Genomic DNA, 21,500 nt, shown 5'->3' with positions numbered 1-21,500 from the left:
GGCTTGCTCGCGAATGCGCTAGTTCAGTTAACGGTTCAGTGACTGCTACACCGCATTCGCGAGCAAGCCCGCTCCCACCTTTGATCTTCATTGCCAGTTGAGTTAGCGTCAAACCTGACCCAAGTAGCTGCAAGACACGAGGCACAGCATGCAAATCAAACTCGCCAACCCCCGTGGCTTCTGCGCCGGCGTGGACCGTGCGATCGAAATCGTCAATCGCGCCCTGGAAGTCTTCGGGCCGCCGATCTACGTGCGTCATGAAGTCGTCCACAACAAGTTTGTGGTCGAAGACCTGCGCGCACGCGGCGCGATTTTTGTCGAAGAGCTAGACCAGGTGCCGGACGACGTGATCGTCATCTTCAGTGCCCACGGTGTTTCCCAGGCCGTGCGTACCGAAGCAGCAGGCCGTGGCCTCAAAGTGTTCGATGCCACCTGTCCTCTGGTCACCAAGGTGCACATCGAAGTCGCACGCTACAGCCGTGACGGTCGAGAATGCATCCTGATCGGTCATGCCGGTCACCCGGAAGTCGAAGGCACCATGGGCCAATACGACGCCAGCAATGGCGGCGCCATCTACCTGGTGGAAGACGAGAAAGACGTCGCCAACCTGCAGGTGCACAACCCTGATCGGTTGGCCTTCGTGACCCAGACGACCTTGTCCATGGATGACACCAGCCGCGTGATCGATGCGCTGCGCACCCGCTTCCCGGCCATCGGCGGCCCGCGGAAAGATGACATCTGCTACGCCACCCAAAATCGCCAGGACGCGGTCAAGCAATTGGCTGACGAGTGCGATGTGGTTCTGGTGGTCGGCAGCCCCAACAGCTCCAACTCCAATCGCCTGCGTGAGCTGGCTGAGCGCATGGCCACCCCGGCGTACCTGATCGACGGTGCCGAAGACATGCAGCGCAGTTGGTTCGATGGCGTCCAGCGTATCGGCATCACAGCGGGTGCTTCTGCCCCGGAAGTACTGGTGCGTGGTGTTATCCAGCAACTGCACGCCTGGGGGGCTACCGGCGCTGATGAGTTGGCGGGACGTGAAGAGAACATCACTTTCTCCATGCCCAAGGAGCTGCGGGTTCGCTCACTGCTCTGAATGCCAGGGTGCCGGAGGCACTCCGGCACAACGCCTGCTCGGCGCTATCGCTGCGCAGGCTGACGCGCCCACTGGGCGCCAGCACCACCTGATGCAGGCTTTGCGCCGAATCCTTGGCGCAGATGTGCACAGTGCCGGCACGAAAACCTCCTCCTGAAAATACCGGTTCGCCCAACCCGCTGAACCGTACCTGGCTTTTGACCGGCCCATTACCGACTATGGGCACGCGCCCGCTCTCCTGGCGCTCCAGCAACACGGGGTTATCGTCGTCCAGGTGGCCGCGCCCGCTTACATCCACTATCACCCGCCAACCTCGGCTCCAGTCATCGTCCAGCGCGTGAATGACCACCGCACGGTTATGCGCGATGGCTTCAGTGCGCGCGAAGCGAAGTCCGTTGGTCAGCGATTGCGCCGCGCTTTGTCGCTGCTGTGACTCCAGCAGCCCGGCGAAACTCGGCACTGCCAGATGCGCCAGGATGCCGCTCACGATCAGTCCGAGCAGCAGTTCGATCAGGGTAAAACCTCGTTGTCCCATTGGTCGTCCCTCCGTGGACGTGCGTAGATAGCTGGTTGAGACATAGGTATAGCGCCCGGCGCGGAGTGCCGAATGATGGCCTTCATGTCCAAAGTATTTCCCTTTGTTCCATCGGCGGCGCGGGCGAAAAACCGACGCTAGTCTTGGGTCGCACCGCAGGATTTTCCTGCTTTTTTGGCCTTCGACACGGATGACGACGGTAATGCTTGCCTCCCTGAATACCCGTTTTCCCCACGCTGTTGCGCGACATCAAATCGGCATGACGTTGATTGAGGTCCTGGTAGCGGTGCTGATTCTCGCTGTCGGCCTGTTAGGCGCGGTGGTGCTCCAGCTCAATGCCCTCAAATACACCGACAGTTCGAGGATGACCAGTCAGGCCAGTTTCATTGCCTACGATATGCTCGACCGAATCCGCGCCAATTCCGGCGCCGACTACTCATCGCCTGGGGGGGTAAGGGCTCCGGCCACTGCCGCGACTGCCAGTGTGCGTGACCTGGACCTGCATGATTTCGACGCCAATATTCGCGGTTTTGCCGGGGAGAGTGCCAAAGGCTCCGTGGCGATCAGTGCAAATGAGGTGACGGTCAGTATCAGTTGGGATGACCGCTCGAGTTCAGACATCCCTGATGCGCGGGAAACCTTCACCCTGACCAGTCGTATCGACCCAGGGCCAGAGGTGACGCAATGAGGCCTGTGGCGAGGGGTTTCAGCTTGATGGAGTTGTTGCTGGCCCTGGCAGTCGGTTTGGTGCTGGTGCTTGGGGGTAGCCAAGTGGTGATCGGTTCCCGAATGACCCACGCCAGCCAGCAGGCGGCCATGTTGCTGCAGGACGACGCCCGGTTTGCGTTGGGCAAGATGCTCCAGGATATCCGCCAGGCGGGCATGTTTGGCTGTATGGCCACTGCGTTTATCGACAATGCCCCGCCGGCCTTTGATCGGCCGGTTGGCTGGAGTGCCGGGGGCGGGTCAACGTCGCTGACACTGGTAACTGCGGACGTGGGTGATGGCGGTGGCAAGCCTGACTGGACGGTGTTGTCAGACTGCACGGGTACGGCCTATGCCTACGGCGGGCACTCACCGTCGCCAGTTCCCGGGCAGATTCGCTTTGCCATGCGCCAACTTACCTACACCTTCGAGGCCGGCCAGTTAAAGGTCAGCACGCCTGCTGCGCCGGCCAGGGCAGTGTTGGTGGAGAACGTGGGGGCGTTCGATCTCAGTTTCGGTGTGGCGGCCAGGCCGACATCGGCGCAGGTAGTGCGCTACGACGCCATGCCGTCTGACGAGTCGTTGATCCGCAGCGTGCGCATCCGCATGACGCTGCGAGACCCGACCGGCCGGGTGAAAGATCAAACCTATAGCGTCGTGGCGGCGCTGCGTAACCGTGTGGGGTAGGGCGATCATGGTGCTTACTGCCGGTATTTCTTTGCAGCAGAGGGGGATGGTGCTGCTGATAAGCCTGGTGTTTTTGCTGCTGTTGTCACTGATCGGCTTGTCGTCAATCCAAGGTGCGGTGGCCCAGCAAAAGATCAGCGGCAGCCTGTGGCAACGAAACCAGTCGCTTCAAAACGCCGAAAGCGGCTTGAGACTGGGAGAGCAGGCGGTGCAGCGAGCGGGTGTCGGGTGGCCGCAGTGCCGCTCGATTGTTACTTGCGCGCCGCCGGACGAGGCGTTTTCGCTGGTGGCTGCAGGAACGAACCCTGTTTCGGCAGTGACCTGGGTTTCCGTCAGGGGAGGGCTCTACGGCATTCAAGCCTTGGGTCCTGGCGTAGGGCTGGCGCATCTGCCACCCCATGCCTCGGCGGCGGCTTACCGGGTGACGGCGGTCGGGTTCAGCGGCCAGTCGCGCACGGTATTGGAGACTGTATATGCGCGGTTGGAATTGGAAAGTGGCCCGCGGTTTCGGCGGGCGTCATGGCGACAGCTTCAATGAGGAGCAGTGAAATGAGCATGGACTGCCGGGGGTTTACCCTGATCGAGTTACTGATCGCCGTGGCGATCATCGCGTTTCTGGCCGGGATCGCTTACCCGGGGTACACCCGTCATGTAAAAAAGGTGTATCGCGCGGAAATTGTCGCGCTGCTGACGGAGCAAGCTCAGCACCTTGAGCGTTTTTATACGAGGAACGGCACTTTTATTGACGCCAGCGGCGTCAGCACAGGCAATGATCGCTATAGAATCACCGCTGTATTGAACCCTCAGGATTTCTACCTGGTCGCTGGGCCGGGCGTCGATTCGTTGATGGCGGGTGACCCTTGTGGTGACTTCAGCCTTAGCAGCACGGGTGTGCGGGCCAATCCGGGGGCAGCACCTGAAATGTCGCGCCAGACATGCTGGGGGCAATGATGAGTGTGCTGGATGATTGGGCGCCAGGTGCGCTTGTTCCTATTTATCGGCTGGATCGAATGATGGCTAAGCAACAGCAAGTGGTGATTGTCGGCGGCGGAGTCATTGGCCTGCTGACCGCGTACAACCTGGCGAGCCAGGGGCAGGCGGTGGTCCTGTTGGAGCGTGCCGGTGTGGGGCAGGAGTCTTCATGGGCGGGCGGTGGCATTGTGTCGCCGCTGTATCCTTGGCGCTACAGCCCGTCGGTCACTGCATTGGCCCACTGGTCCCAGGATTTTTATCCACAGTTGGCTGAGCGCCTGTTTGCCGCCACCGGCGTCGACCCGGAGGTTCATACCACCGGCTTGTACTGGCTGGACTTGGAAGATGAGGCCGAGGCGCTGGCATGGGCGGTCCGTGAGGATCGGCCTCTAGGCAAAGTGGATGTGTCGGCCGCCCATGATGCGGTTCCGGTGCTGGGTGGCGGGTATTCCAGCGCGATCTATATGGCTGACGTGGCCAATGTGCGCAACCCTCGCTTGGTCAAATCCCTCAAGGCTGCGTTGTTGGCACTGCCTGGCGTAACTGTTCACGAACAGTGTGAAGTCACCGGATTTCTCCTGGAGCGCGACAATGTGGTGGGCGTGAACACGGCAGAAGGGCCGATTGTGGGGGATCAAGTGGTACTGGCAGCAGGCGCGTGGAGCGGTGAGTTGCTCGGCACGCTGGGCTTGGTGCTGCCGGTGGAGCCGGTCAAGGGGCAGATGATTTTGTACAAATGCGCCTCGGACTTCTTGTCGAGCATGGTCCTGGCCAAGGGCCGTTACGCCATCCCCCGGCGCGACGGGCATATCCTCATCGGCAGCACGCTGGAGCATGAGGGGTTTGATAAGACGCCGACCGAAACGGCGCTGGAAAGCCTCAAGGCCTCGGCAGTAGAACTGATTCCTGCCCTGGCCGACGCCGAAGTAGTGGGGCATTGGGCCGGTTTGCGCCCTGGCTCACCGGAAGGGATTCCCTATATCGGCCAGGTTCCCGGTTTCAAAGGCCTTTGGCTCAACTGCGGGCATTACCGCAACGGCTTGGTGCTGGCGCCGGCGTCCTGTCAGTTGTTTGCAGACTTGCTGCTGGGGCATGCGCCGATCATCGACCCGGCGCCTTACTCGCCTGAAGGTCGCATCAGCGCTGTATAGACTTCGGCCCTTGCTCCAGATGCGCCTGGGTGCAATACCACTCCTGGCGCGAGCTTAGGGCGCGATCCTGTGGCAGGTGCACGCCGCAGTGGGCGCAACGCACCATCAACGCAGCGTCAGGCTCGCTGGTGCGTTGCTGCTTGGCGGCCGGGCTTTTGAATTTGCGCCAGAACCACACCGCGGCAGCAATAACGGCAATCCAGAACAGAAGACGAAGCATGATGGGCGGTTTCTCGATAAGGAATGCGCCAGTTTAGCCAAGGACGTGGCAGGCGCACAGCGCAATAATACTGCCCCATAAAAAAGGAGCCCCGAGGGGCTCCTTTTTTGCGTTGCGTCGACAGATCAGTCGAACACACCGAAGGTCATGTAGCTGAACCACGAACGGTCCTGGTTGTTGCCCAGGGCCTCTGGCTCTTCTTCTTCGATCACGTCGCCGTTCTCGTCGTGCGGCTTGAGCTCCGACGGAATGGCTTCCTTGGCGTCCTGGTACTGTTTGATCACGTCCTGATTGGCGCGGGTTTCGCCCGGCGGCAACGGAGGGCGCGACTCGATCAGACCCAGGGTGTACTTGCTCAGCCACGAACGGTTGTCGGCTTCGGCAACCTGAGGCACGAACTGGCCGTCTTTCAGGCTAGGGTGATCCGGGTAGTTGAGCTTGAGGGTTTCCAGGCTGGTGTTGGCCAGGTCGTCCAGGTGCAGCCGCTGGTATGCCTCGGTCATCACTGCCAGGCCGTCACCCACGGAAGGGGTTTCCTGGAAGTTCTCTACGACATAGCGGCCACGGTTGGCGGCAGCCACGTACGCCTGACGGGTCAGGTAGTAGTGAGCTACGTGGATTTCGTAGGACGCCAGCAGGTTGCGCAGGTAGATCATGCGCTGCTTGGCATCCGGCGCGTAGCGGCTGTTCGGATAGCGGCTGGTCAGCTGGGCGAACTCGTTGTAGGAGTCGCGGGCAGCACCTGGGTCACGCTTGGTCATGTCCAGCGGCAGGAAGCGCGCCAGCAGGCCAACGTCCTGGTCGAACGAGGTCAGGCCCTTGAGGTAGTAGGCGTAGTCCACGTTCGGGTGTTGCGGGTGCAAGCGGATGAAGCGCTCGGCGGCGGACTTGGCAGCTTCCGGCTCGGCGTTCTTGTAGTTGGCGTAGATCAGCTCAAGCTGAGCCTGGTCGGCGTAGCGCCCGAACGGATAACGCGACTCCAGTGCCTTCAGCTTCGCTGTGGCGCTGGTGTAGCTATTATTGTCCAAGTCTTTCTGTGCCAGTTGGTACAGCTCGACTTCGCTCAGGTTTTCGTCGACGACGTCCTTTGTTGACGAGCAAGCAGCAGTCATGGCGAGGATGGCGATCAGCAGCAGGTGTTTCACTTGCATGGCGGCTTGCGTCCCTATGACGGCCGCTGTCTTGGGCGGGGCCGTCCTGTTATGATGAGCGCCCCGTTGAAAGCCTCGGGGCAAAAGACGCCGTATTTAACCACAAGCGCGCAGCCGAAACCAAAGGCTGTGCCACGCCTAGTCTGAGCATGTCCGATAAAATTGAACTTCGCGCAGAGGTGCCGTCCGAATTGGGCGGCCAACGCCTCGATCAAGTCGCCGCACAATTATTCGCTGAGCACTCGCGCTCGCGCCTTTCCGCCTGGATCAAAGACGGCCGCCTGACTGTGGATGGAGCGGTTATCCGCCCGCGAGACATAGTTCATGGCGGTGCGATTCTTGAGCTGACTGCCGAGCAGGAAGCCCAGGGAGAATGGGTCGCCCAGGACATCGAGCTGGATATCGTCTATGAAGACGACGATATCCTGGTCATCAACAAACCCGCAGGCCTGGTGGTTCACCCGGCGGCCGGGCACGCTGATGGCACCTTGCTCAATGCCCTGTTGCACCATATCCCCGACATCATCAACGTGCCGCGCTGCGGGATCGTGCACCGTCTGGACAAGGACACCACCGGCCTGATGGTGGTCGCCAAGACCATTCAGGCGCAGACGCAGCTGGTTACGCAGTTGCAGAGCCGTAGCGTCAGCCGGATCTATGAGTGCATCGTGATCGGCGTGGTCGTCGCGGGTGGCAAGATCAACGCCCCCATCGGTCGCCACGGCCAGCAGCGCCAGCGCATGGCGGTAATGGAAGGCGGCAAGCAAGCCGTGAGCCACTACCGTGTGCTGGAGCGTTTCCGTTCCCACACTCACGTGCGGGTCAAGCTGGAAACCGGTCGTACTCACCAGATCCGCGTGCACATGGCCCACATCAACTTCCCGTTGGTCGGCGATCCTGCCTACGGTGGCCGTTTCCGCATTCCGCCTGCGGCCAGCCAGACCATGGTCGAATCGCTCAAGACGTTCCCGCGCCAGGCACTGCATGCACGCTTCCTGGAACTGGATCATCCGACGAGCGGTAAGCGCATGAGCTGGGAATCGCCACTGCCGGACGATTTTGTCTGGTTGCTGTCGCTGCTCAAGCAGGACCGCGAGGCGTTTGTCGGATGAATGACTGGCTGATACCTGACTGGCCCGCGCCGGCTCGGGTAAAGGCTTGTGTCACCACCCGTGCGGGTGCGTCAGCTTGGCGCCATTCGACAGCCTCAACCTGGGCGATCATGTCGAGGACAGCCTGGAGGCGGTCCTTGAAAATCGCCGTCGTCTCAGCGACGCCTTTGCTATTCAGCCGGCCTGGCTGCGCCAAGTCCACGGGGTGACCGTGGTTGAGGCCAATCCCGGCCACACGGCTGAAGCTGATGGCAGTTGGACCAGTACCCCTGGCATCGCCTGTACCGCTATGACCGCCGATTGCCTGCCCGCGTTGTTCTGCAACCGGGCGGGGACTCGCGTCGCAGCGGCCCATGCCGGTTGGCGTGGGTTGGCGGCCGGTGTGTTGGAGGCTGCTTTCGAAAGCCTGGAGACTGAACCTGCCGACGTAATGGTCTGGCTGGGGCCGGCAATCGGTCCGCAAGCCTTTGAAGTCGGCCCGGAAGTGCGTGAAGCGTTCATGCAGCAACTGCCGATAACGGCCGAAGCCTTTGTGCCGAGCCATAATCCCGGCAAGTTCATGGCCGACATCTATCAACTGGCCCGCCTGCGCCTTGCCGCACGGGGTGTCACGGCTGTTTACGGTGGGGGTTTGTGCACCGTGACCGACCCGCGCTTCTTTTCTTACCGGCGCAGCCCGCGCACCGGTCGATTTGCCTCCCTTATCTGGCTCGAAGGCTAGACTCTCCTGACTTACGTCAACTGTCCGTGGCTTGAATCTTCCAGAATCCACCCCATCTATAAGGGTATCTGGCAGGTTTCTTCATTCAGGAATGTTTTATAGCTCCGGCCTGCTCAAAAGGAAGGTGACTAATGCGTATTGATCGTTTAACCAGCAAATTACAGTTGGCGTTATCGGACTCCCAATCGTTGGCGGTAGGTCTCGACCACCCGGCCATCGAGCCTGCGCACTTGATGCAGGCACTTCTGGAACAGCAAGGTGGTTCTATCAAGCCCTTGCTGATGCAGGTGGGCTTTGATGTCAGCAGCCTGCGCAAGGAGTTGAGCAAAGAGCTCGACCAACTGCCGAAAATCCAAAACCCGACCGGCGACGTGAATATGTCGCAGGACCTGGCGCGCCTGCTCAACCAGGCCGACCGCCTGGCCCAGCAGAAAGGTGACCAGTTCATCTCCAGCGAACTGGTGCTGCTCGCCGCCATGGACGAGAACAGCAAGCTCGGCAAATTGCTGCTGGGCCAGGGCGTCAGCAAGAAAGCCCTGGAAAACGCCATCAACAACCTGCGTGGCGGCGATGCAGTAAACGACCCTAACCATGAGGAGTCGCGCCAGGCCCTGGACAAGTACACCGTCGACCTGACCAAGCGCGCCGAAGAAGGCAAGCTTGACCCGGTGATCGGCCGTGACGATGAGATTCGTCGCACTATCCAGGTCCTGCAGCGTCGCACCAAGAACAACCCGGTGCTGATCGGTGAGCCTGGCGTGGGTAAAACCGCGATTGCTGAAGGTCTGGCCCAGCGCATCATCAACGGTGAAGTGCCGGACGGCCTTAAAGGCAAGCGCCTGTTGTCCCTGGATATGGGCTCGTTGATCGCCGGTGCCAAGTTCCGTGGCGAGTTCGAAGAACGCCTCAAATCCCTGCTCAATGAACTGTCGAAGCAGGACGGGCAGATCATTCTGTTCATCGACGAACTGCACACCATGGTCGGCGCCGGTAAAGGCGAGGGCTCCATGGATGCTGGCAACATGCTCAAGCCGGCTTTGGCGCGGGGCGAGCTGCATTGCGTCGGTGCAACGACGCTCAACGAGTACCGTCAATATATAGAGAAGGACGCAGCTCTTGAGCGGCGCTTCCAGAAAGTGCTGGTAGAAGAGCCTAGTGAAGAAGACACCATCGCGATCCTGCGTGGCCTGAAAGAGCGCTATGAGGTCCACCATAAGGTGGCGATTACTGACGGTGCGATCATTGCGGCGGCCAAATTGAGTCATCGCTATATCACTGATCGTCAGTTGCCGGACAAGGCCATCGATTTGATCGACGAAGCGGCCAGCCGCATTCGTATGGAAATCGATTCCAAGCCGGAAGTGCTCGACCGCCTTGATCGGCGCCTGATTCAACTGAAAGTTGAATCCCAGGCCCTTAAGAAAGAAGAGGACGACGCGGCGAAGAAACGTCTGGAAAAACTCCAGGAAGAAATCGTGCGCCTGGAACGCGAGTACTCGGACCTGGAAGAAATCTGGACCTCGGAAAAAGCCGAAGTGCAGGGCTCTGCGCAGATCCAGCAAAAGATTGAGCAGTCCCGCCAGGAACTGGAAGCCGCTCGCCGTAAGGGCGACCTGAACCGCATGGCCGAATTGCAGTACGGGGTCATCCCGGACCTGGAGCGCAGCCTGCAAATGGTCGACCAGCACGGCAAGTCTGAAAACCAGTTGCTGCGCAGCAAGGTGACCGAGGAAGAAATCGCCGAAGTCGTCTCCAAGTGGACCGGCATTCCAGTGTCGAAAATGCTCGAAGGCGAGCGCGACAAGCTGTTGAAGATGGAGCACCTGTTGCACCAGCGCGTGATCGGCCAGGAAGAGGCGGTTGTGGCGGTGTCCAACGCGGTACGACGTTCGCGCGCCGGGTTGTCCGACCCGAATCGCCCGAGCGGCTCGTTCATGTTCCTCGGCCCGACCGGCGTGGGTAAGACCGAGCTGTGCAAGGCGCTGGCCGAATTCCTCTTTGATACTGAAGAGGCCATGGTGCGGATCGATATGTCCGAGTTCATGGAGAAACACTCGGTGGCCCGCCTGATCGGCGCACCACCAGGCTATGTGGGCTACGAGGAGGGCGGTTACCTGACCGAAGCTGTGCGCCGCAAGCCTTACTCGGTGATCCTGCTGGATGAGGTCGAGAAGGCGCATCCGGATGTGTTCAACATCCTGCTGCAAGTGCTGGAAGATGGTCGGTTGACGGACAGCCACGGGCGTACGGTGGACTTCGCAACACGGTGATCGTGATGACCTCCAACCTGGGCTCGTCGCAGATCCAGGAGCTGGTGGGGGATCGTGAGGCTCAGCGCGCTGCGGTAATGGATGCCTTGACTACGCACTTCCGCCCGGAATTCATTAACCGGGTCGACGAAGTGGTGATCTTCGAGCCCTTGGCGCGGGATCAGATCGCGGGCATTACCGAGATCCAGTTGGGGCGCCTGCGCAGTCGTCTGGCTGAGCGCGAGCTGTCGCTGGAGCTGAGCCGCGAGGCGTTGGATAAGCTCATCGCGGTCGGTTACGACCCGGTGTATGGCGCACGGCCTTTGAAGCGTGCGATTCAGCGCTGGATCGAGAACCCGCTGGCGCAGCTGATCCTGTCGGGCAGTTTTATGCCGGGTACCAGCGTCGAAGCCACTGTGGAAAACGACGAAATCGTCTTCCACTGAGCCTGAACAGCAGGCAAATAAGAGAAGGTCCCGCATCGCGGGGCCTTTTTTTTCGTTAGGGCGTTGAACTGTAAGGAAAAGGCTTGTAAAGTGCGCCCCGCAGCAACGTCAGCCCACGGGTTTCTTCTCCCCAAGAAGAAATCAGAAAGAAGCGCAAATCATTGTCTTAAAAGCAATTTAAAGGGTTGACAGGGGTTTTTAAGATTGTAGAATAGCGCGCCTCAGAGACGCTAACGTAGCGATACGGACAGGGTCGAAGAGGAAGGTTACAGAGCAGTAAAAGTTGTACTTTGAAATATGTAGTTCCGTGATAGCTCAGTCGGTAGAGCAAATGACTGTTAATCATTGGGTCCCAGGTTCGAGTCCTGGTCACGGAGCCAATTTCAAACCGGGGTATAGCGCAGTCCGGTAGCGCGCCTGCTTTGGGAGCAGGATGTCGGGAGTTCGAATCCCCCTACCCCGACCATATTAAAAATCCTCGTATCGAAAGATACGGGGATTTTTTTTGCCTGGAATTATCTCAAGCCCAGCACACAGCTGATGTGGGAGGGGCAAGTCCCCTCCCAGATTGAGTGAGTCCCCTCAGGGACCCTGTTGTCAGTGAAGTTTGAGTCGCGGCTCAGTCCCGCGCCCGATCTTGCTCCCCAGCATCAACATTGCAGTGCGGAAGAACCCATACAGCGCCATCTGGTGCATCCGGTACAGAGACACATAGAACATCCGCGCCAACCAGCCTTCCAGCATCACGCTGCCTGTCAGGTTGCCCATCAAGTTACCCACAGCGGAAAAGCGCGACAGCGAAATCAGCGATCCATAGTCGGTGTACTTGTAGCTCGGCAGCTCCTTGCCTTCGATGCGTAGTTTGAGCGACTTGGCCAGCAACGACGCCTGTTGGTGAGCAGCCTGGGCCCGTGGCGGCACATTGCGGTCGGTGCCCGGTTGCGGGCACGCAGCGCAGTCGCCGAAGGCAAAGATATTTTCGTCGCGGGTGGTTTGCAGTGTCGGCAGCACTTGCAGTTGATTGATGCGGTTGGTTTCCAAGCCATCAATGTCCTTGAGGAACGCCGGCGCGCGAATCCCGGCAGCCCACACCTTGAGGCTGGCTGGAATCACCTGGCCGCTGCTGGTGATCAGTGCGTCGGCGGTCACTTCACTCACCGCCGAGTTGGTCAGCACGGTCACGCCTAGCTTCTCCAGGGTTTTATGCACAGGCCCGCCGATACGCTCCGGCAGGGCAGGCAGCACCCGTGGACCGGCTTCGATCAAGGTGATGTGCATGTTTTCCGGCTTGATCCGGTCCAGGCCATACGCCGCCAGCTCATGGGCGGCGTTATGCAGCTCGGCCGCCAATTCGACGCCGGTGGCGCCGGCACCGACGATAGCGACACTGATCTGCTCCACGACATCGGTCTGTCCGGCATGGGCGCGCAGGTAGTGATTGAGCAGTTGCTGGTGAAAGCGCTCGGCCTGTTTGCGGGTATCGAGGAACAGGCAGTGTTGCGCCGCGCCCTCGGTGCCGAAGTCGTTGGTGGTACTGCCGACCGCAATCACCAGGCTGTCATAGCCCAGCACGCGCGCGGGCACCAGTTCGCGGCCCTCTTCGTCGAGGGTGGCGGCCAGTTGGATTTTTTTCTGCTCGCGGTCGAGCCCGCTCATGCGCCCCAGTTGGAACTCGAAGTGGTTCCATTTGGCCTGGGCGACGTAATTGAGTTCGTCTTCCGAAGAGTTCAGCGACCCGGCAGCCACTTCATGCAGCAGCGGCTTCCAGATATGGGTCAGGTTGGCGTCCACCAGCGTGACACTGGCGGTGCCGCGCTTGCCCAGAGTCTTACCCAGGCGGGTAGCCAACTCCAGGCCGCCGGCGCCGCCGCCGACGATAATAATACGATGGGTCATGGGGATATCTCGCAAGGCTAAAAGAAATCGGAGCAGTTACCCCCGCGAGCGCCAGGCAGCTCATAGCGTCAGGTAACTCAAAAGGCGGCTCAGCAGACCGAGCCCGATCACCACCGCCAGCACCACACCAAGGAGCAGCCACGGCCGGAAAGGCTTGCGCTCGACTCGGTTCTGGGAGAGCTGCAGGTACTCTTCGACATGCTGTTGGTCGTCGGGGTTCAGGCGGCTGGTCATAGAAGGCCTCGTCAGGTAGACGTTGCAAAAGGGTGCCACGTTACAGTCGGGGTGGGATCAGAGGCTGATGCCCACGTCGAACACTATGCTTCGCCCCAGGTTGTTGCGCAAGAAATCCGGCGCGTCCGGGTGGGCGAACAGCACCCGTGCAAACGTCGGTCCGACCAGCGACAGCGAGCGCCAGCCCTGGCGCAGATACTCGGTGGGCGGTGGAAAGTGGCTGTTGAGGTCCAGTACTTCGCGCTTGAGGCTGGTGAAGGCGACGATATCCAGCTCGCCCAGGTCCATCCCACGCTCTTTATAGTTGTGCGCTTTTTTGCGTAGTGTGGGCCCCAGGCGCAGCAGGAATTCATGGGCGGGAATGCGTCGCGGCTTGGCTTCGCGCCGAACCAGTTGGCTGAGGGAGAAGGCGCTGCGTCGGCGTAGCAATTCATCGCGCCATTCGTCGTTGAGTCGGCGCCCTTCATCCAGCACGAAAAACACCTCGAAACTGGCATCACGAAACAATACATCCGGCGGCTCTTGCCCCGCGGCGTGAAACTCTTCGGCGCGGTAGGGCACGTTCAAGCCTTGCAGCAGGCGCTGGCAGACCCAACGCTCACGCTCCCATTTGCGGGCATTGGACAGGAATGCGTTGGCTTGTTCGGCTGCTACGGTGAGCAGGCGCAAATAATCTGAGTCATCCATGCTTGCAGCTTAGCGTCCAAATGATGACTGCAGGAAGTCTCGCTGCAAAAGGGCGGTGTAGACTGACGACTCGACTTCAACTCCTGCGAAGAGGTGTCTGGTGAGCTCTTTTGCATTGGTATTTCACCCATGATCAGTGCCGCAGTGTTGGCGCCCGCAACCCTCGGCATCGGCTGGCTGCTGTACGCGCCGGTACTGCTGTGGGCCACTGCGCGTTCGCCGTGGGTTGAATTGTTCGCCGACCGGAGACGCCAGCATTTGCTGTTCGGTACGGTGTTCGCGCTGTTCATGTTGTGGCTGGTGCGGCGAGATTTCGATACCGGTGTGTCTTACCACTTTATCGGCATGACCGCCGTGACCCTGCTGCTGGATTGGCCCCTGGCAATCGTAGGGGGCTTTGCCGCCCAGTTCGGTTTGATGTTGCTGGGGCGCCAGGATCTGGCAGCCCTTGGTATCAACGGCTTGCTGCTGGTCGTGCTGCCGGTGCTGATCACCGAAGGTTGCGCGTTGCTGGTAGAGCGTGCGCAACCGCGCAATCCTTTTGTGTATATCTTCTGTTCGGGTTTTTTTGCCGCCGCGCTGTCGGCCTTGCTCTGTCTTCTGCTGGGGCTGGGTTTACTGTGGTTTGACGGTCGTTTTGCAATGCCCGAATGGCTGGAGGATTTTGTCGGCTACCTGTGGCTCATCATCTTCCCCGAGGCATTTATCAACGGCATGGTCATCAGCGCTCTGGTGGTGTTCTGCCCGGAATGGCTGGAGACCTTCAATCGCACCCGCTACCTCTCTGCGCCCTGGAAGGATGACGATTCGCAGCGTTGATCCAGATCAAATCCAGTACCAGCAAGCAGGCCCATGCTCAGCCAAATTTTAGATGAGTAAGGCGGGAGCACGGATCATGGGTGTGTATGAGTGGGCACGGCAGGAGTTGCGCAAAAGCCAGGATTCGGCGCAGGAAATCGGTTTCGACCCAGGCTTGACCCTGCGCGCCATGCTCAGTGCGGTGGTGCAGCAGAGCAAGGGGGTACGCAGTTTTGAAGACCTGGCCGACGAGCTGCAATACCTTGCAGAGAACCTCGACGACCAGCAGGAGTACGCCTTTATGCGGCCTTAATGGCGCGGCGAAAGGTCTTCGGAAAACAGCTCGTCTTCGGCATCCGGGGCCACGGGAATCTTGTGCTCTTCAGCGGCCCAGGCGCCCAGGTCGATGAGTTTGCAGCGGTCCGAGCAGAACGGCCGGTTGAGGTTGTCGGTTTTCCATTCCACGGGTGCGCCGCAGGTTGGCAGTCGACGGTCAAGGGTTGGCTCATGATCGGCCTCCACGCAAAGTAAGGTAAAAGTGGTGCAGTCGCTCGACCTCGCTGTGCAGCCAGGCGAGGTCCTGGTCATTGACCAGCACGTCATCGGCATGGTTCAGGCGGTCTTCACGGCTGGACTGAGCCTTGAGTATCGCCTGTACCTGTTGTTCGCTGATGCCGTCGCGCTGCAGGGTACGCTGAATCTGCAGCGATTGCGGCACGTCGATCACCAGGATGCGCTGGGTCATGCTGTATTGGCCGGATTCGATCAGCAGCGGCGACACCAGGATCGCGTAAGGCGAGCGCGCGCGCGCCAGGTGGCTGCGAATCTCCTCGCCGATCAGCGGGTGCAGCAAGCCTTCCAGCCATAGGCGCTCTTCGGGTACTTCAAAGATCAGCTTGCGTAACGCGGCGCGGTCCAACTGGCCGTCGGGCTGCAGCACGCCGCCGCCAAAGTGTTCGGCGATGCGGGCCAGAGCCGGCCGGCCAGGCTCGACCACCCAGCGGGCGGCGTGGTCGGCGTCGATCAGGTCGATGCCCAGGTCGATAAAGTGCTGGGCCGCCGCGCTTTTACCGCTGCCGATGCCGCCGGTGAGGCCAAGAATCCAGGGTGTTGCGACAGAGTTGGTCATCTGAAACCGACAGACTGCAAATAGAAGTCGGTTATTTGACCACCCCAGAGCAATGCAATCCAGCCGGCAATTGCCAGATACGGACCAAACGGCATCGGTGCCGACGCTTGGATTTTGCGCGCTCGCATCAGGATCAACCCGACAAACACTCCCACCAGCGACGACATCAACAGGGTCATCGGCAAAATCTGCCAGCCACCCCAGGCGCCGAGCAGGGCCATCAACTTGAAGTCACCGTGGCCCATGCCGTCCTTTCCGGTGACCAGCTTGAACAGCCAGAACACGCTCCACAGGCTCATATAGCCGATCACTGCGCCCCAAAGTGCATCGGGTAATGTCGTCAACAATTCAAAACTGTTGACGATCAACCCCAGCCACAGCAACGGCAGCACCAGCACATCCGGAAGCAACTGGTGGTTGGCGTCGATCAGGCTCATCGCCAGCAACCCCCAACTCAACACCAGCACTGCTGCAGCTTGCCAGCCAAAGCCGAAATGCCAGGCGACCCAGGCCGAGATCAGCGCGCACGCAAGTTCGGTTAACGGGTAGCGGGCGCTGATGGCGCCGTGGCAATGAGCACAGCGTCCCCGAAGTATCAGGTAGCTGAGCACGGGAATGTTTTCCCAGGGCCGGATGGGATGATCACAGTGCGGGCAGCAGGAATTTGGGTGCATCAGGTTGTAGGTCGACCCGGCAGGCTCGGCAGGCAAGCCGAGCACTTCATGGGCCTGGGCGCGCCATTCCCGTTCGAGCATTTTTGGCAGGCGCCACACCAGCACATTGAGAAAACTGCCGACGATCAGCCCCAGTACTGACGCAATCGCCACAAATGCCCAGGGGGACTCACTCAACAGCAGGTTCAAAATGCGCTCCCCAGTTGGAAGACCGGCAGGTACATGGCAATGACCAGCGCTGCGACGATACCACCCAGAACCACCATGATCAGCGGTTCCATCAGGCTGGCGAGGCTATCGACCTGGTTGTCCACGGCAGTCTCATAGTGGTTGGCGACTCTTTCCAGCATCTGTTCCAGCATGCCCGATTCTTCGCCGATTGCCGTCATCTGGATCGCCATGCCGGGAAACAGACCGCTGTTGGCCATGGATTGATTCAACTGCATGCCAGTGGATACATCTTGACGCATATGTTCGATTGCCTGTTTGAACGGAGCATTGCCCACGGCGCCGGCGACTGAGTCCAATGCCTGTACCAGTGGAACACCGGCGGCAAAGGTGGTGGAAAGCGTGCGGGCGTAGCGGGCCACGGCGGATTTTGTCAGCAGTTTGCCTGCCAGGGGCGCTTTCAACAAACCGGTGTCCAGCCAATAGCTGAAACCCGGCGATGACCGATAGGCCTTACGCAGCCCCATGGCTGCGAAGGCGATGCCCAAGACCAGCATCCACCAGGCTTGCTGCATGAACGCCGACAGGGCGATCACCTGCAAGGTAAACGCTGGCAGTTTGCCGCCGACCCCGGCGAACAGCGTCTGGAACTGCGGCACGACGTGGACCAGCAGTACGCCGGTGACCAGGCTGGCAACCACCAGGACCGCAATTGGGTACGTCATGGCCTTTTTGACCTTGGCCTTGAGTTGCTCACTCTTTTCGCGATGGATCGCCACACGTTCCAACAGGGTCTCCAATGCGCCGGCCTGCTCGCCGGCGGCTACCAGGTTGCAGTACAGCTCATCGAAGTAGCGCGGCTGTTTGCGCAGTGCGTCGGCCAGGCTGGCGCCAGCTGCGACCTGCTGTTTCAGCCCTTGCACCAGCTCACGCACGGCGCGGTTGTCGAAGCCTTCGTTGATGATGTCGAAGGCTTGCAACAGGGGAATTCCGGCGTTCAGTAGCGTGGCCAGTTGGCGCGTGAGCAGGGTGATGTCAGCCGCCTTGGCCGACTGGGCCAGGCCTGGCAGCAGCGGGAATTGCTTGCGCACGCGACCTGGGCTGATCCCTTGCAGCCGCAGTTGTGCCTTGACCAGGGCAGGGCTGTGCCCTTTGGTCTGCCCGGACACCCTGCGCCCTTTGCGGTTGATGCCTTCCCAGGCGTAAATCGTTGAGGCGTTGTTCATGTCGCGGTTCCGCATACAAGTCATCGAAGATTTATAGCGTAGTCAGGTGACGGATCCGGGCACGCCGATGGCGCTGGATAAAATGTCAGAATGTGCGTCTTGTGCGCGATTGACCGCTTGCGGGTGAGTACACTGGCGCCGCTGAAAAAAACGGGGTGCAGGACGCGCCTTGTCATGAGTTTTATTCTGGAGAGTGAATGTGATGAGTCAAAAAGGCTTTACCTTGATCGAGTTGTTGATCGTCGTGGCAATCATCGGCATTTTGGCCACCATCGGCCTGCCGATGTACACCACACACCAGGCCAAGGCCAAGTTCACTGCCGGCCTGGCTGAAATTGCCGCGTTGAAGGCCGGTTATGAGGACACTATCAACCAGGGCACCGTACCCACCCTGGCGTTGATCGGTGGCACCAGCCCTACCGCCAACTGCAAAATCGATGTGTCAGGCGACGTTGCTACGGGCGCGGGCTCCATCAGTTGCGAAATTCTCGACGCGCCAGCGCCGGTGCTGGGCAAGACCATCAGCCTGACGCGCAGCGCCACCACCGGTTGGAAGTGCACCACAACCGCTGAAGAGAAATATGCCGGCAAGGGTTGTGGCGCTGGCGGTGCATAACTGCTGAACCATCCACAGGGATTGGAGGTGGCCGATGGCGTTATCCGTACGGCAGCGAGGCGGGGCTTTCCTGGTAGCAGTGGTGTGCTTGCTGACGATTGGGATTTGCGCACCGTTCAGTGGGCATGATCTGCAGCGTGTAATGCAGATTGCCATTGGGGGCTGCGCGGTGCTGTATGGGTTGTCGGTCACCCCGCTTGAACCCTTGGTGGACAGGCACACGGCCTGGGGGCTGGCGCTGATTATTGCGCTGGGCCTGCTGTCTTCGGCGCAGGCCCATCAGCCGCTCTGGGCATTCACCGAAGTGGCGTTGCTGGTCAGCTGCGCGGCAATCGCCGCAGCGTTTGCCTTGTTCCGCCGTCACGGTGGTGGGGCGATGGATCGTGTGCTGATCCTGGTTGTGATGCTGCTATGCCTGGTCAAATCCATTCAATATCTGTACGCCGGCGCGCTGGTGATTACCAGCGGAGCGCTGACGCTGGACCCAGACCTGTTGCTGTCCGGCTTTTCCAACAAGCGCTTCTACGGTCAGTTCCAGACATTCACGCTGCCGTTACTGGCGCTTCCCCTGCTGATACCCAAAGTCTCCCGCACTGTGCGAGGCGCAGTGTTTGCGTTGTTGTGCGTCTGGTGGCTGATCGCGATCAGCGGGGGTACGCGAGGCACATGGCTGGGAATGGGCGCGGCGGGTTTGCTGCTGGCACTGCTGGGGCCTTGGGGGCGACGCTGGGTCGGATGGCAGTTGGCCGCTGTTGTCGGCGGGCTGTTGCTGTACTGGCTGGCGTTTACAGTACTGGCCGATCACCTGGGGATTGTGCGCTCCAGTGGTGCGGGTGATCGCCTCACCACCTCGCTGTCGGGTCGCGGTCCGATCTGGTGGCAGGCGTGGCATATGCTCGTCGAACGTCCGTGGTTGGGGTTCGGGCCGATGCATTTTGCCGATATTGCCAACACCATCGCCGCCCATCCACATCAGTCTGTTTTGCAATGGGCCAGCGAGTGGGGTGGGCCATCGACCTTGATCGTAGCTGCTTTGGCGTGGCGCGCTGGCTGGGCCACGTTTGGCGTACTGCGTGAGAGGGCTCTGTCCGCCGAGCGTGTTGACCTGATGCGCTTGTGCCTGTTTGCCGCATTGGTCGGCGCGTTAGTGCAGTCCATGGTCGACGGTGTGATCGTGATGCCTAATTCCCAAGTTTGGCTGGCGTTGCTAATAGGCTGGCTGATGGCCCTGCATGTGTGGCGTGCCCCGGCAACACCTGCACTGCCACTGGGCTGGGAGATATGGAAAGGACTTAGTGTACTGGCCGTTGGTCTGTTGATCGTGATTGCACTGCGTGACGTGCCTCACATCGCGCAAGCCCAGCAGCAATACCTGAACACCGAGGGTGATCACCTGCAACCACGCTTCTGGGCCCAAGGCGTGATCGCCCGCTGAGGGGCGTAAGTTGCCGGACGCCCGATGCGGTGCTAGCTTTAGCCCACCGCCCGTGTAGCTCAGTTGGTAGAGCAGCGCACTCGTAACGCGAAGGTCGCAGGTTCGATTCCTGTCTCGGGCATAAAGGCACTACTGCTTGTTTTAGATGCAATGTTTCAAAGGCAATGTTTTCAGATGATCCCAGAATGGTTCTGAAGGCCAGGCGAGTCGGCATTCGTGCCCGCTCTTTTGTATCTGCGCAACCTTGATGACCCAGATGCATCCCCATTCCTCGATCTAAGAGAACGACATGACCACGACTGAAATGACCCAGGAAGTTCGGCATCAAGCAGCCCTCGAAAAATACATCGGGGAAACGCCGCAGCTTAAAGAAGAGATCAAGGACCTGAGCGCCGATGATCAGCGTGACCAGATCCAGTGGGCATTCGAGGACGAGGCCGAGAGCCAGGGTCTCCAGCCTTGGGAGTTGTCCCTCAAATACACCTCGACACCGGAAGAGTTCGAAGCCGCACGGCTGGCCTTGCACAAAGAGGCGGCCGAGGTGCTGGGTGTTGATTGGGAAGAGTATTGCGAAATGAATAATCTGGTCGTTTAAAAGCAGCGGCATGTTTCAAGCTGCAAGCTGTAAGTGGTCATATAGCCTCTTGCAGCTTGACGCTTATCGCCTGCGGCGCCTCATATACTGAGGCGCATCGACAAATCCACCGCCTTCACATCCTTGGTCATCGCTCCGATGGAGATGTAATCCACGCCGGTTTCGGCGATGGGCAGCAGCGTGCTTTCATTGATTCCGCCGCTGGCTTCCAGCTTCGCCTTGCCGCCGTTCAGGCGCACGGCTTCACGCATATCCTCCAGGCTCAACTCATCAAGCATGATGATGTCGGCGCCCGCCGCCAGTGCTTCGCGCAGTTCTTCCAGGCTTTCCACTTCGATTTCCACCGGCTTGCCGGGTGCGATCTTGTGGGCGGCAGTAATGGCTTGGGCGATACCACCGCAGGCCGCGATATGGTTTTCCTTGATCAGAAACGCGTCATACAAACCGATGCGGTGGTTGTGGCAGCCGCCGCAGGTCACGGCGTATTTCTGCGCCAGGCGCAGGCCGGGCAGGGTTTTGCGGGTGTCCAGCAGCTTGACCTGGGTGCTGGCAACAAAATCTGCGAGGAACCGCGCGCGCGTGGCGACTCCGGACAGCAACTGCAGGAAGTTCAGGGCAGAGCGTTCGCCGCTGAGCAGCGAGCGTGCCGGGCCTTCGAGGTGGAACAGGGCTTGGTTGGGGCTGACCCGTTCGCCGTCGGCCACTTGCCAGTGTACGGCGACCCTTGGATCCAGTTGGCGGAACACTGCGTCCACCCAGGCCGTACCAGCAATGACAGCGCTATCGCGGGTAATGATGGTGGCCGTGGCCAGGCGTTCGGTCGGGATCAACTGCGCGGTGATGTCGCCGCTGCCGATGTCTTCCAGCAGTGCACGGCGCACGTTGGCTTCGATTTCGGCGGTGAGGTCGGCAAGACGGAGATTCGGCATAACAGGCTCCACAAACAAAGTGCCCCGATTATAGGGGCAGCGTGCATTTGAACCCAGGCTCACCGCTG

General features: G+C 60.1%; 22 protein-coding genes, 3 tRNA genes and 3 pseudogenes. 17 read left to right on the top strand and 11 right to left on the bottom strand.

Annotation, left to right across the window (positions count from 1 at the left end):
* Positions 1–148: 148 nt before the first annotated feature.
* Positions 149–1,096: a 4-hydroxy-3-methylbut-2-enyl diphosphate reductase gene (ispH, locus tag IQK56_RS00360; protein WP_099583983.1), complete on the top strand. Its 948-nt coding sequence runs from the start codon at positions 149–151 to the stop codon at positions 1,094–1,096.
* On the opposite strand, the gene IQK56_RS00355 is transcribed toward ispH, so the two are convergent.
* Positions 1,050–1,631 (bottom strand): GspH/FimT family pseudopilin, encoded by a 582-nt coding sequence (locus IQK56_RS00355; protein ID WP_150760819.1) that lies wholly within the window; start codon positions 1,629–1,631, stop codon positions 1,050–1,052. The genes ispH and IQK56_RS00355 overlap by 47 nt on opposite strands.
* 202 nt (positions 1,632–1,833) lie before the next feature.
* Between IQK56_RS00355 and pilV the strand changes: the two genes are divergently transcribed.
* The 5 genes from pilV (at position 1,834) to thiO (ending at position 5,146) form a co-directional block, all read left to right on the top strand.
* A complete protein-coding gene (pilV, locus tag IQK56_RS00350) occupies positions 1,834–2,319 on the top strand; it encodes a type IV pilus modification protein PilV (protein WP_193862861.1) in 486 nt (161 codons plus the stop codon).
* Positions 2,316–3,023: a PilW family protein gene (locus IQK56_RS00345; protein ID WP_193901487.1), complete on the top strand. Its 708-nt coding sequence runs from the start codon at positions 2,316–2,318 to the stop codon at positions 3,021–3,023. The genes pilV and IQK56_RS00345 overlap by 4 nt, the downstream gene beginning before the upstream one ends.
* Positions 3,024–3,030: 7 nt before the next feature.
* Positions 3,031–3,561, top strand: coding sequence for a PilX N-terminal domain-containing pilus assembly protein (locus IQK56_RS00340; protein WP_193862859.1), 531 nt, complete (start codon positions 3,031–3,033; stop codon positions 3,559–3,561).
* 11 nt (positions 3,562–3,572) lie between these two features.
* Entirely contained in the window at positions 3,573–3,974 is a 402-nt protein-coding gene (locus IQK56_RS00335; protein WP_122309187.1) for a type IV pilin protein, read from the top strand.
* A 62-nt stretch (positions 3,975–4,036) separates the two neighbouring features.
* Positions 4,037–5,146, top strand: a complete 1,110-nt coding sequence (gene thiO / locus IQK56_RS00330; RefSeq protein ID WP_193862857.1) for a glycine oxidase ThiO — start codon at positions 4,037–4,039, stop codon at positions 5,144–5,146.
* On the opposite strand, the gene IQK56_RS00325 is transcribed toward thiO, so the two are convergent.
* Both IQK56_RS00325 and IQK56_RS00320 read right to left on the bottom strand, forming a co-directional pair.
* Positions 5,133–5,366 carry a PP0621 family protein gene (locus IQK56_RS00325; protein ID WP_028618786.1) on the bottom strand — a complete coding sequence of 78 codons (234 nt, stop codon included), beginning with the start codon at positions 5,364–5,366 and terminating at the stop codon, positions 5,133–5,135. The two genes, thiO and IQK56_RS00325, sit on opposite strands and share 14 nt — an antisense overlap.
* A gap of 125 nt (positions 5,367–5,491) precedes the next feature.
* Positions 5,492–6,517, bottom strand: a complete 1,026-nt coding sequence (locus IQK56_RS00320) for an outer membrane protein assembly factor BamD (protein WP_099583989.1) — start codon at positions 6,515–6,517, stop codon at positions 5,492–5,494.
* A 149-nt stretch (positions 6,518–6,666) separates the two neighbouring features.
* Here IQK56_RS00320 and rluD point away from each other — a divergent pair, with 149 nt between their 5' ends.
* From rluD to IQK56_RS00295, 5 genes and pseudogenes are all read left to right on the top strand, one after another.
* Positions 6,667–7,629 carry a 23S rRNA pseudouridine(1911/1915/1917) synthase RluD gene (gene rluD / locus IQK56_RS00315; RefSeq protein WP_032886184.1) on the top strand — a complete coding sequence of 321 codons (963 nt, stop codon included), beginning with the start codon at positions 6,667–6,669 and terminating at the stop codon, positions 7,627–7,629.
* Positions 7,626–8,350 (top strand): annotated as a pseudogene (gene pgeF, locus IQK56_RS00310) (peptidoglycan editing factor PgeF). Before rluD ends, pgeF begins: the two are co-directional and overlap by 4 nt.
* 131 nt (positions 8,351–8,481) lie before the next feature.
* Positions 8,482–11,045: pseudogene (clpB, locus tag IQK56_RS00305) on the top strand (ATP-dependent chaperone ClpB).
* A gap of 304 nt (positions 11,046–11,349) precedes the next feature.
* A tRNA-Asn gene (locus IQK56_RS00300) sits at positions 11,350–11,425 on the top strand.
* Between the two features lie 9 nt (positions 11,426–11,434).
* Positions 11,435–11,511, top strand: a tRNA-Pro gene (locus tag IQK56_RS00295).
* A gap of 131 nt (positions 11,512–11,642) precedes the next feature.
* On the opposite strand, the gene IQK56_RS00290 is transcribed toward IQK56_RS00295, so the two are convergent.
* The 3 genes from IQK56_RS00290 to IQK56_RS00280 are packed head-to-tail and all read right to left on the bottom strand — an operon-like array spanning position 11,643 to position 13,862.
* Positions 11,643–12,941, bottom strand: a complete 1,299-nt coding sequence (locus IQK56_RS00290; protein WP_150675101.1) for an NAD(P)/FAD-dependent oxidoreductase — start codon at positions 12,939–12,941, stop codon at positions 11,643–11,645.
* Positions 12,942–13,001: 60 nt separating this feature from the next.
* Positions 13,002–13,175 carry a DUF3094 family protein gene (locus IQK56_RS00285; RefSeq protein ID WP_046034083.1) on the bottom strand — a complete coding sequence of 58 codons (174 nt, stop codon included), beginning with the start codon at positions 13,173–13,175 and terminating at the stop codon, positions 13,002–13,004.
* 57 nt (positions 13,176–13,232) lie between these two features.
* Complete coding sequence (locus tag IQK56_RS00280; RefSeq protein ID WP_099587043.1) at positions 13,233–13,862, bottom strand: DUF1780 domain-containing protein; 630 nt, start codon at positions 13,860–13,862, stop codon at positions 13,233–13,235.
* 129 nt (positions 13,863–13,991) lie between these two features.
* Between IQK56_RS00280 and IQK56_RS00275 the strand changes: the two genes are divergently transcribed.
* Positions 13,992–14,681: an energy-coupling factor ABC transporter permease gene (locus tag IQK56_RS00275; RefSeq protein ID WP_150675100.1), complete on the top strand. Its 690-nt coding sequence runs from the start codon at positions 13,992–13,994 to the stop codon at positions 14,679–14,681.
* 76 nt (positions 14,682–14,757) lie between these two features.
* Positions 14,758–14,973 carry a hypothetical protein gene (locus IQK56_RS00270; RefSeq protein WP_099587045.1) on the top strand — a complete coding sequence of 72 codons (216 nt, stop codon included), beginning with the start codon at positions 14,758–14,760 and terminating at the stop codon, positions 14,971–14,973.
* Here the strand turns inward: IQK56_RS00270 and yacG are convergent.
* The 4 genes and pseudogenes from yacG to IQK56_RS00250 all read right to left on the bottom strand — a co-directional run bounded on the left by yacG (position 14,970) and on the right by IQK56_RS00250 (position 17,857).
* Positions 14,970–15,169 (bottom strand): annotated as a pseudogene (gene yacG, locus IQK56_RS00265) (DNA gyrase inhibitor YacG). The gene IQK56_RS00270 and the pseudogene yacG sit on opposite strands and share 4 nt — an antisense overlap.
* Positions 15,166–15,789 carry a dephospho-CoA kinase gene (coaE, locus tag IQK56_RS00260; protein WP_150760813.1) on the bottom strand — a complete coding sequence of 208 codons (624 nt, stop codon included), beginning with the start codon at positions 15,787–15,789 and terminating at the stop codon, positions 15,166–15,168. Before coaE ends, yacG begins: the two are co-directional and overlap by 4 nt.
* Complete coding sequence (locus IQK56_RS00255) at positions 15,786–16,652, bottom strand: prepilin peptidase (RefSeq protein ID WP_193901483.1); 867 nt, start codon at positions 16,650–16,652, stop codon at positions 15,786–15,788. The genes coaE and IQK56_RS00255 overlap by 4 nt, the downstream gene beginning before the upstream one ends.
* A complete protein-coding gene (locus IQK56_RS00250) occupies positions 16,649–17,857 on the bottom strand; it encodes a type II secretion system F family protein (protein ID WP_193901482.1) in 1,209 nt (402 codons plus the stop codon). The genes IQK56_RS00255 and IQK56_RS00250 overlap by 4 nt, the downstream gene beginning before the upstream one ends.
* Positions 17,858–18,059: 202 nt before the next feature.
* On the opposite strand from IQK56_RS00250, the gene IQK56_RS00245 reads away from it, so the two are divergent.
* The 4 genes from IQK56_RS00245 to IQK56_RS00230 all read left to right on the top strand — a co-directional run bounded on the left by IQK56_RS00245 (position 18,060) and on the right by IQK56_RS00230 (position 20,503).
* Positions 18,060–18,473 (top strand): pilin, encoded by a 414-nt coding sequence (locus IQK56_RS00245; RefSeq protein WP_193864189.1) that lies wholly within the window; start codon positions 18,060–18,062, stop codon positions 18,471–18,473.
* A gap of 34 nt (positions 18,474–18,507) precedes the next feature.
* Positions 18,508–19,908 (top strand): O-antigen ligase family protein, encoded by a 1,401-nt coding sequence (locus IQK56_RS00240; protein ID WP_193864185.1) that lies wholly within the window; start codon positions 18,508–18,510, stop codon positions 19,906–19,908.
* Between the two features lie 48 nt (positions 19,909–19,956).
* Positions 19,957–20,029, top strand: a tRNA-Thr gene (locus IQK56_RS00235).
* Positions 20,030–20,197: 168 nt separating this feature from the next.
* Entirely contained in the window at positions 20,198–20,503 is a 306-nt protein-coding gene (locus IQK56_RS00230; protein ID WP_122309215.1) for a DUF6388 family protein, read from the top strand.
* A gap of 80 nt (positions 20,504–20,583) precedes the next feature.
* Here the strand turns inward: IQK56_RS00230 and nadC are convergent, their stop codons facing one another.
* Positions 20,584–21,432 (bottom strand): carboxylating nicotinate-nucleotide diphosphorylase, encoded by an 849-nt coding sequence (gene nadC / locus IQK56_RS00225; protein ID WP_099587053.1) that lies wholly within the window; start codon positions 21,430–21,432, stop codon positions 20,584–20,586.
* Positions 21,433–21,500 lie beyond the last annotated feature (68 nt).

Origin of the sequence: Pseudomonas cyclaminis (assembly GCF_015163715.1) — a bacterium.
Classification (GTDB): Bacteria; Pseudomonadota; Gammaproteobacteria; order Pseudomonadales; family Pseudomonadaceae; genus Aquipseudomonas; species Aquipseudomonas cyclaminis.
This window is presented reverse-complemented; position numbering and strand designations above follow the sequence as displayed.

Coding starts and splice junctions, on each gene's coding strand:
- coaE (WP_150760813.1), bottom strand. CDS start 15,789: ATGACCAACTCTGTCGCAACACCCTGGATTCTTGGCCTCACCGGCGGC.
- IQK56_RS00280 (WP_099587043.1), bottom strand. CDS start 13,862: ATGGATGACTCAGATTATTTGCGCCTGCTCACCGTAGCAGCCGAACAA.
- thiO (WP_193862857.1), top strand. CDS start 4,037: ATGGCTAAGCAACAGCAAGTGGTGATTGTCGGCGGCGGAGTCATTGGC.
- nadC (WP_099587053.1), bottom strand. CDS start 21,432: ATGCCGAATCTCCGTCTTGCCGACCTCACCGCCGAAATCGAAGCCAAC.
- ispH (WP_099583983.1), top strand. CDS start 149: ATGCAAATCAAACTCGCCAACCCCCGTGGCTTCTGCGCCGGCGTGGAC.
- IQK56_RS00245 (WP_193864189.1), top strand. CDS start 18,060: ATGAGTCAAAAAGGCTTTACCTTGATCGAGTTGTTGATCGTCGTGGCA.
- IQK56_RS00340 (WP_193862859.1), top strand. CDS start 3,031: ATGGTGCTTACTGCCGGTATTTCTTTGCAGCAGAGGGGGATGGTGCTG.
- rluD (WP_032886184.1), top strand. CDS start 6,667: ATGTCCGATAAAATTGAACTTCGCGCAGAGGTGCCGTCCGAATTGGGC.
- IQK56_RS00320 (WP_099583989.1), bottom strand. CDS start 6,517: ATGCAAGTGAAACACCTGCTGCTGATCGCCATCCTCGCCATGACTGCT.
- IQK56_RS00230 (WP_122309215.1), top strand. CDS start 20,198: ATGACCACGACTGAAATGACCCAGGAAGTTCGGCATCAAGCAGCCCTC.
- pilV (WP_193862861.1), top strand. CDS start 1,834: ATGCTTGCCTCCCTGAATACCCGTTTTCCCCACGCTGTTGCGCGACAT.
- IQK56_RS00335 (WP_122309187.1), top strand. CDS start 3,573: ATGAGCATGGACTGCCGGGGGTTTACCCTGATCGAGTTACTGATCGCC.
- IQK56_RS00345 (WP_193901487.1), top strand. CDS start 2,316: ATGAGGCCTGTGGCGAGGGGTTTCAGCTTGATGGAGTTGTTGCTGGCC.
- IQK56_RS00285 (WP_046034083.1), bottom strand. CDS start 13,175: ATGACCAGCCGCCTGAACCCCGACGACCAACAGCATGTCGAAGAGTAC.
- IQK56_RS00240 (WP_193864185.1), top strand. CDS start 18,508: ATGGCGTTATCCGTACGGCAGCGAGGCGGGGCTTTCCTGGTAGCAGTG.
- IQK56_RS00270 (WP_099587045.1), top strand. CDS start 14,758: ATGGGTGTGTATGAGTGGGCACGGCAGGAGTTGCGCAAAAGCCAGGAT.
- IQK56_RS00325 (WP_028618786.1), bottom strand. CDS start 5,366: ATGCTTCGTCTTCTGTTCTGGATTGCCGTTATTGCTGCCGCGGTGTGG.
- IQK56_RS00275 (WP_150675100.1), top strand. CDS start 13,992: ATGATCAGTGCCGCAGTGTTGGCGCCCGCAACCCTCGGCATCGGCTGG.
- IQK56_RS00355 (WP_150760819.1), bottom strand. CDS start 1,631: ATGGGACAACGAGGTTTTACCCTGATCGAACTGCTGCTCGGACTGATC.
- IQK56_RS00250 (WP_193901482.1), bottom strand. CDS start 17,857: ATGAACAACGCCTCAACGATTTACGCCTGGGAAGGCATCAACCGCAAA.
- IQK56_RS00290 (WP_150675101.1), bottom strand. CDS start 12,941: ATGACCCATCGTATTATTATCGTCGGCGGCGGCGCCGGCGGCCTGGAG.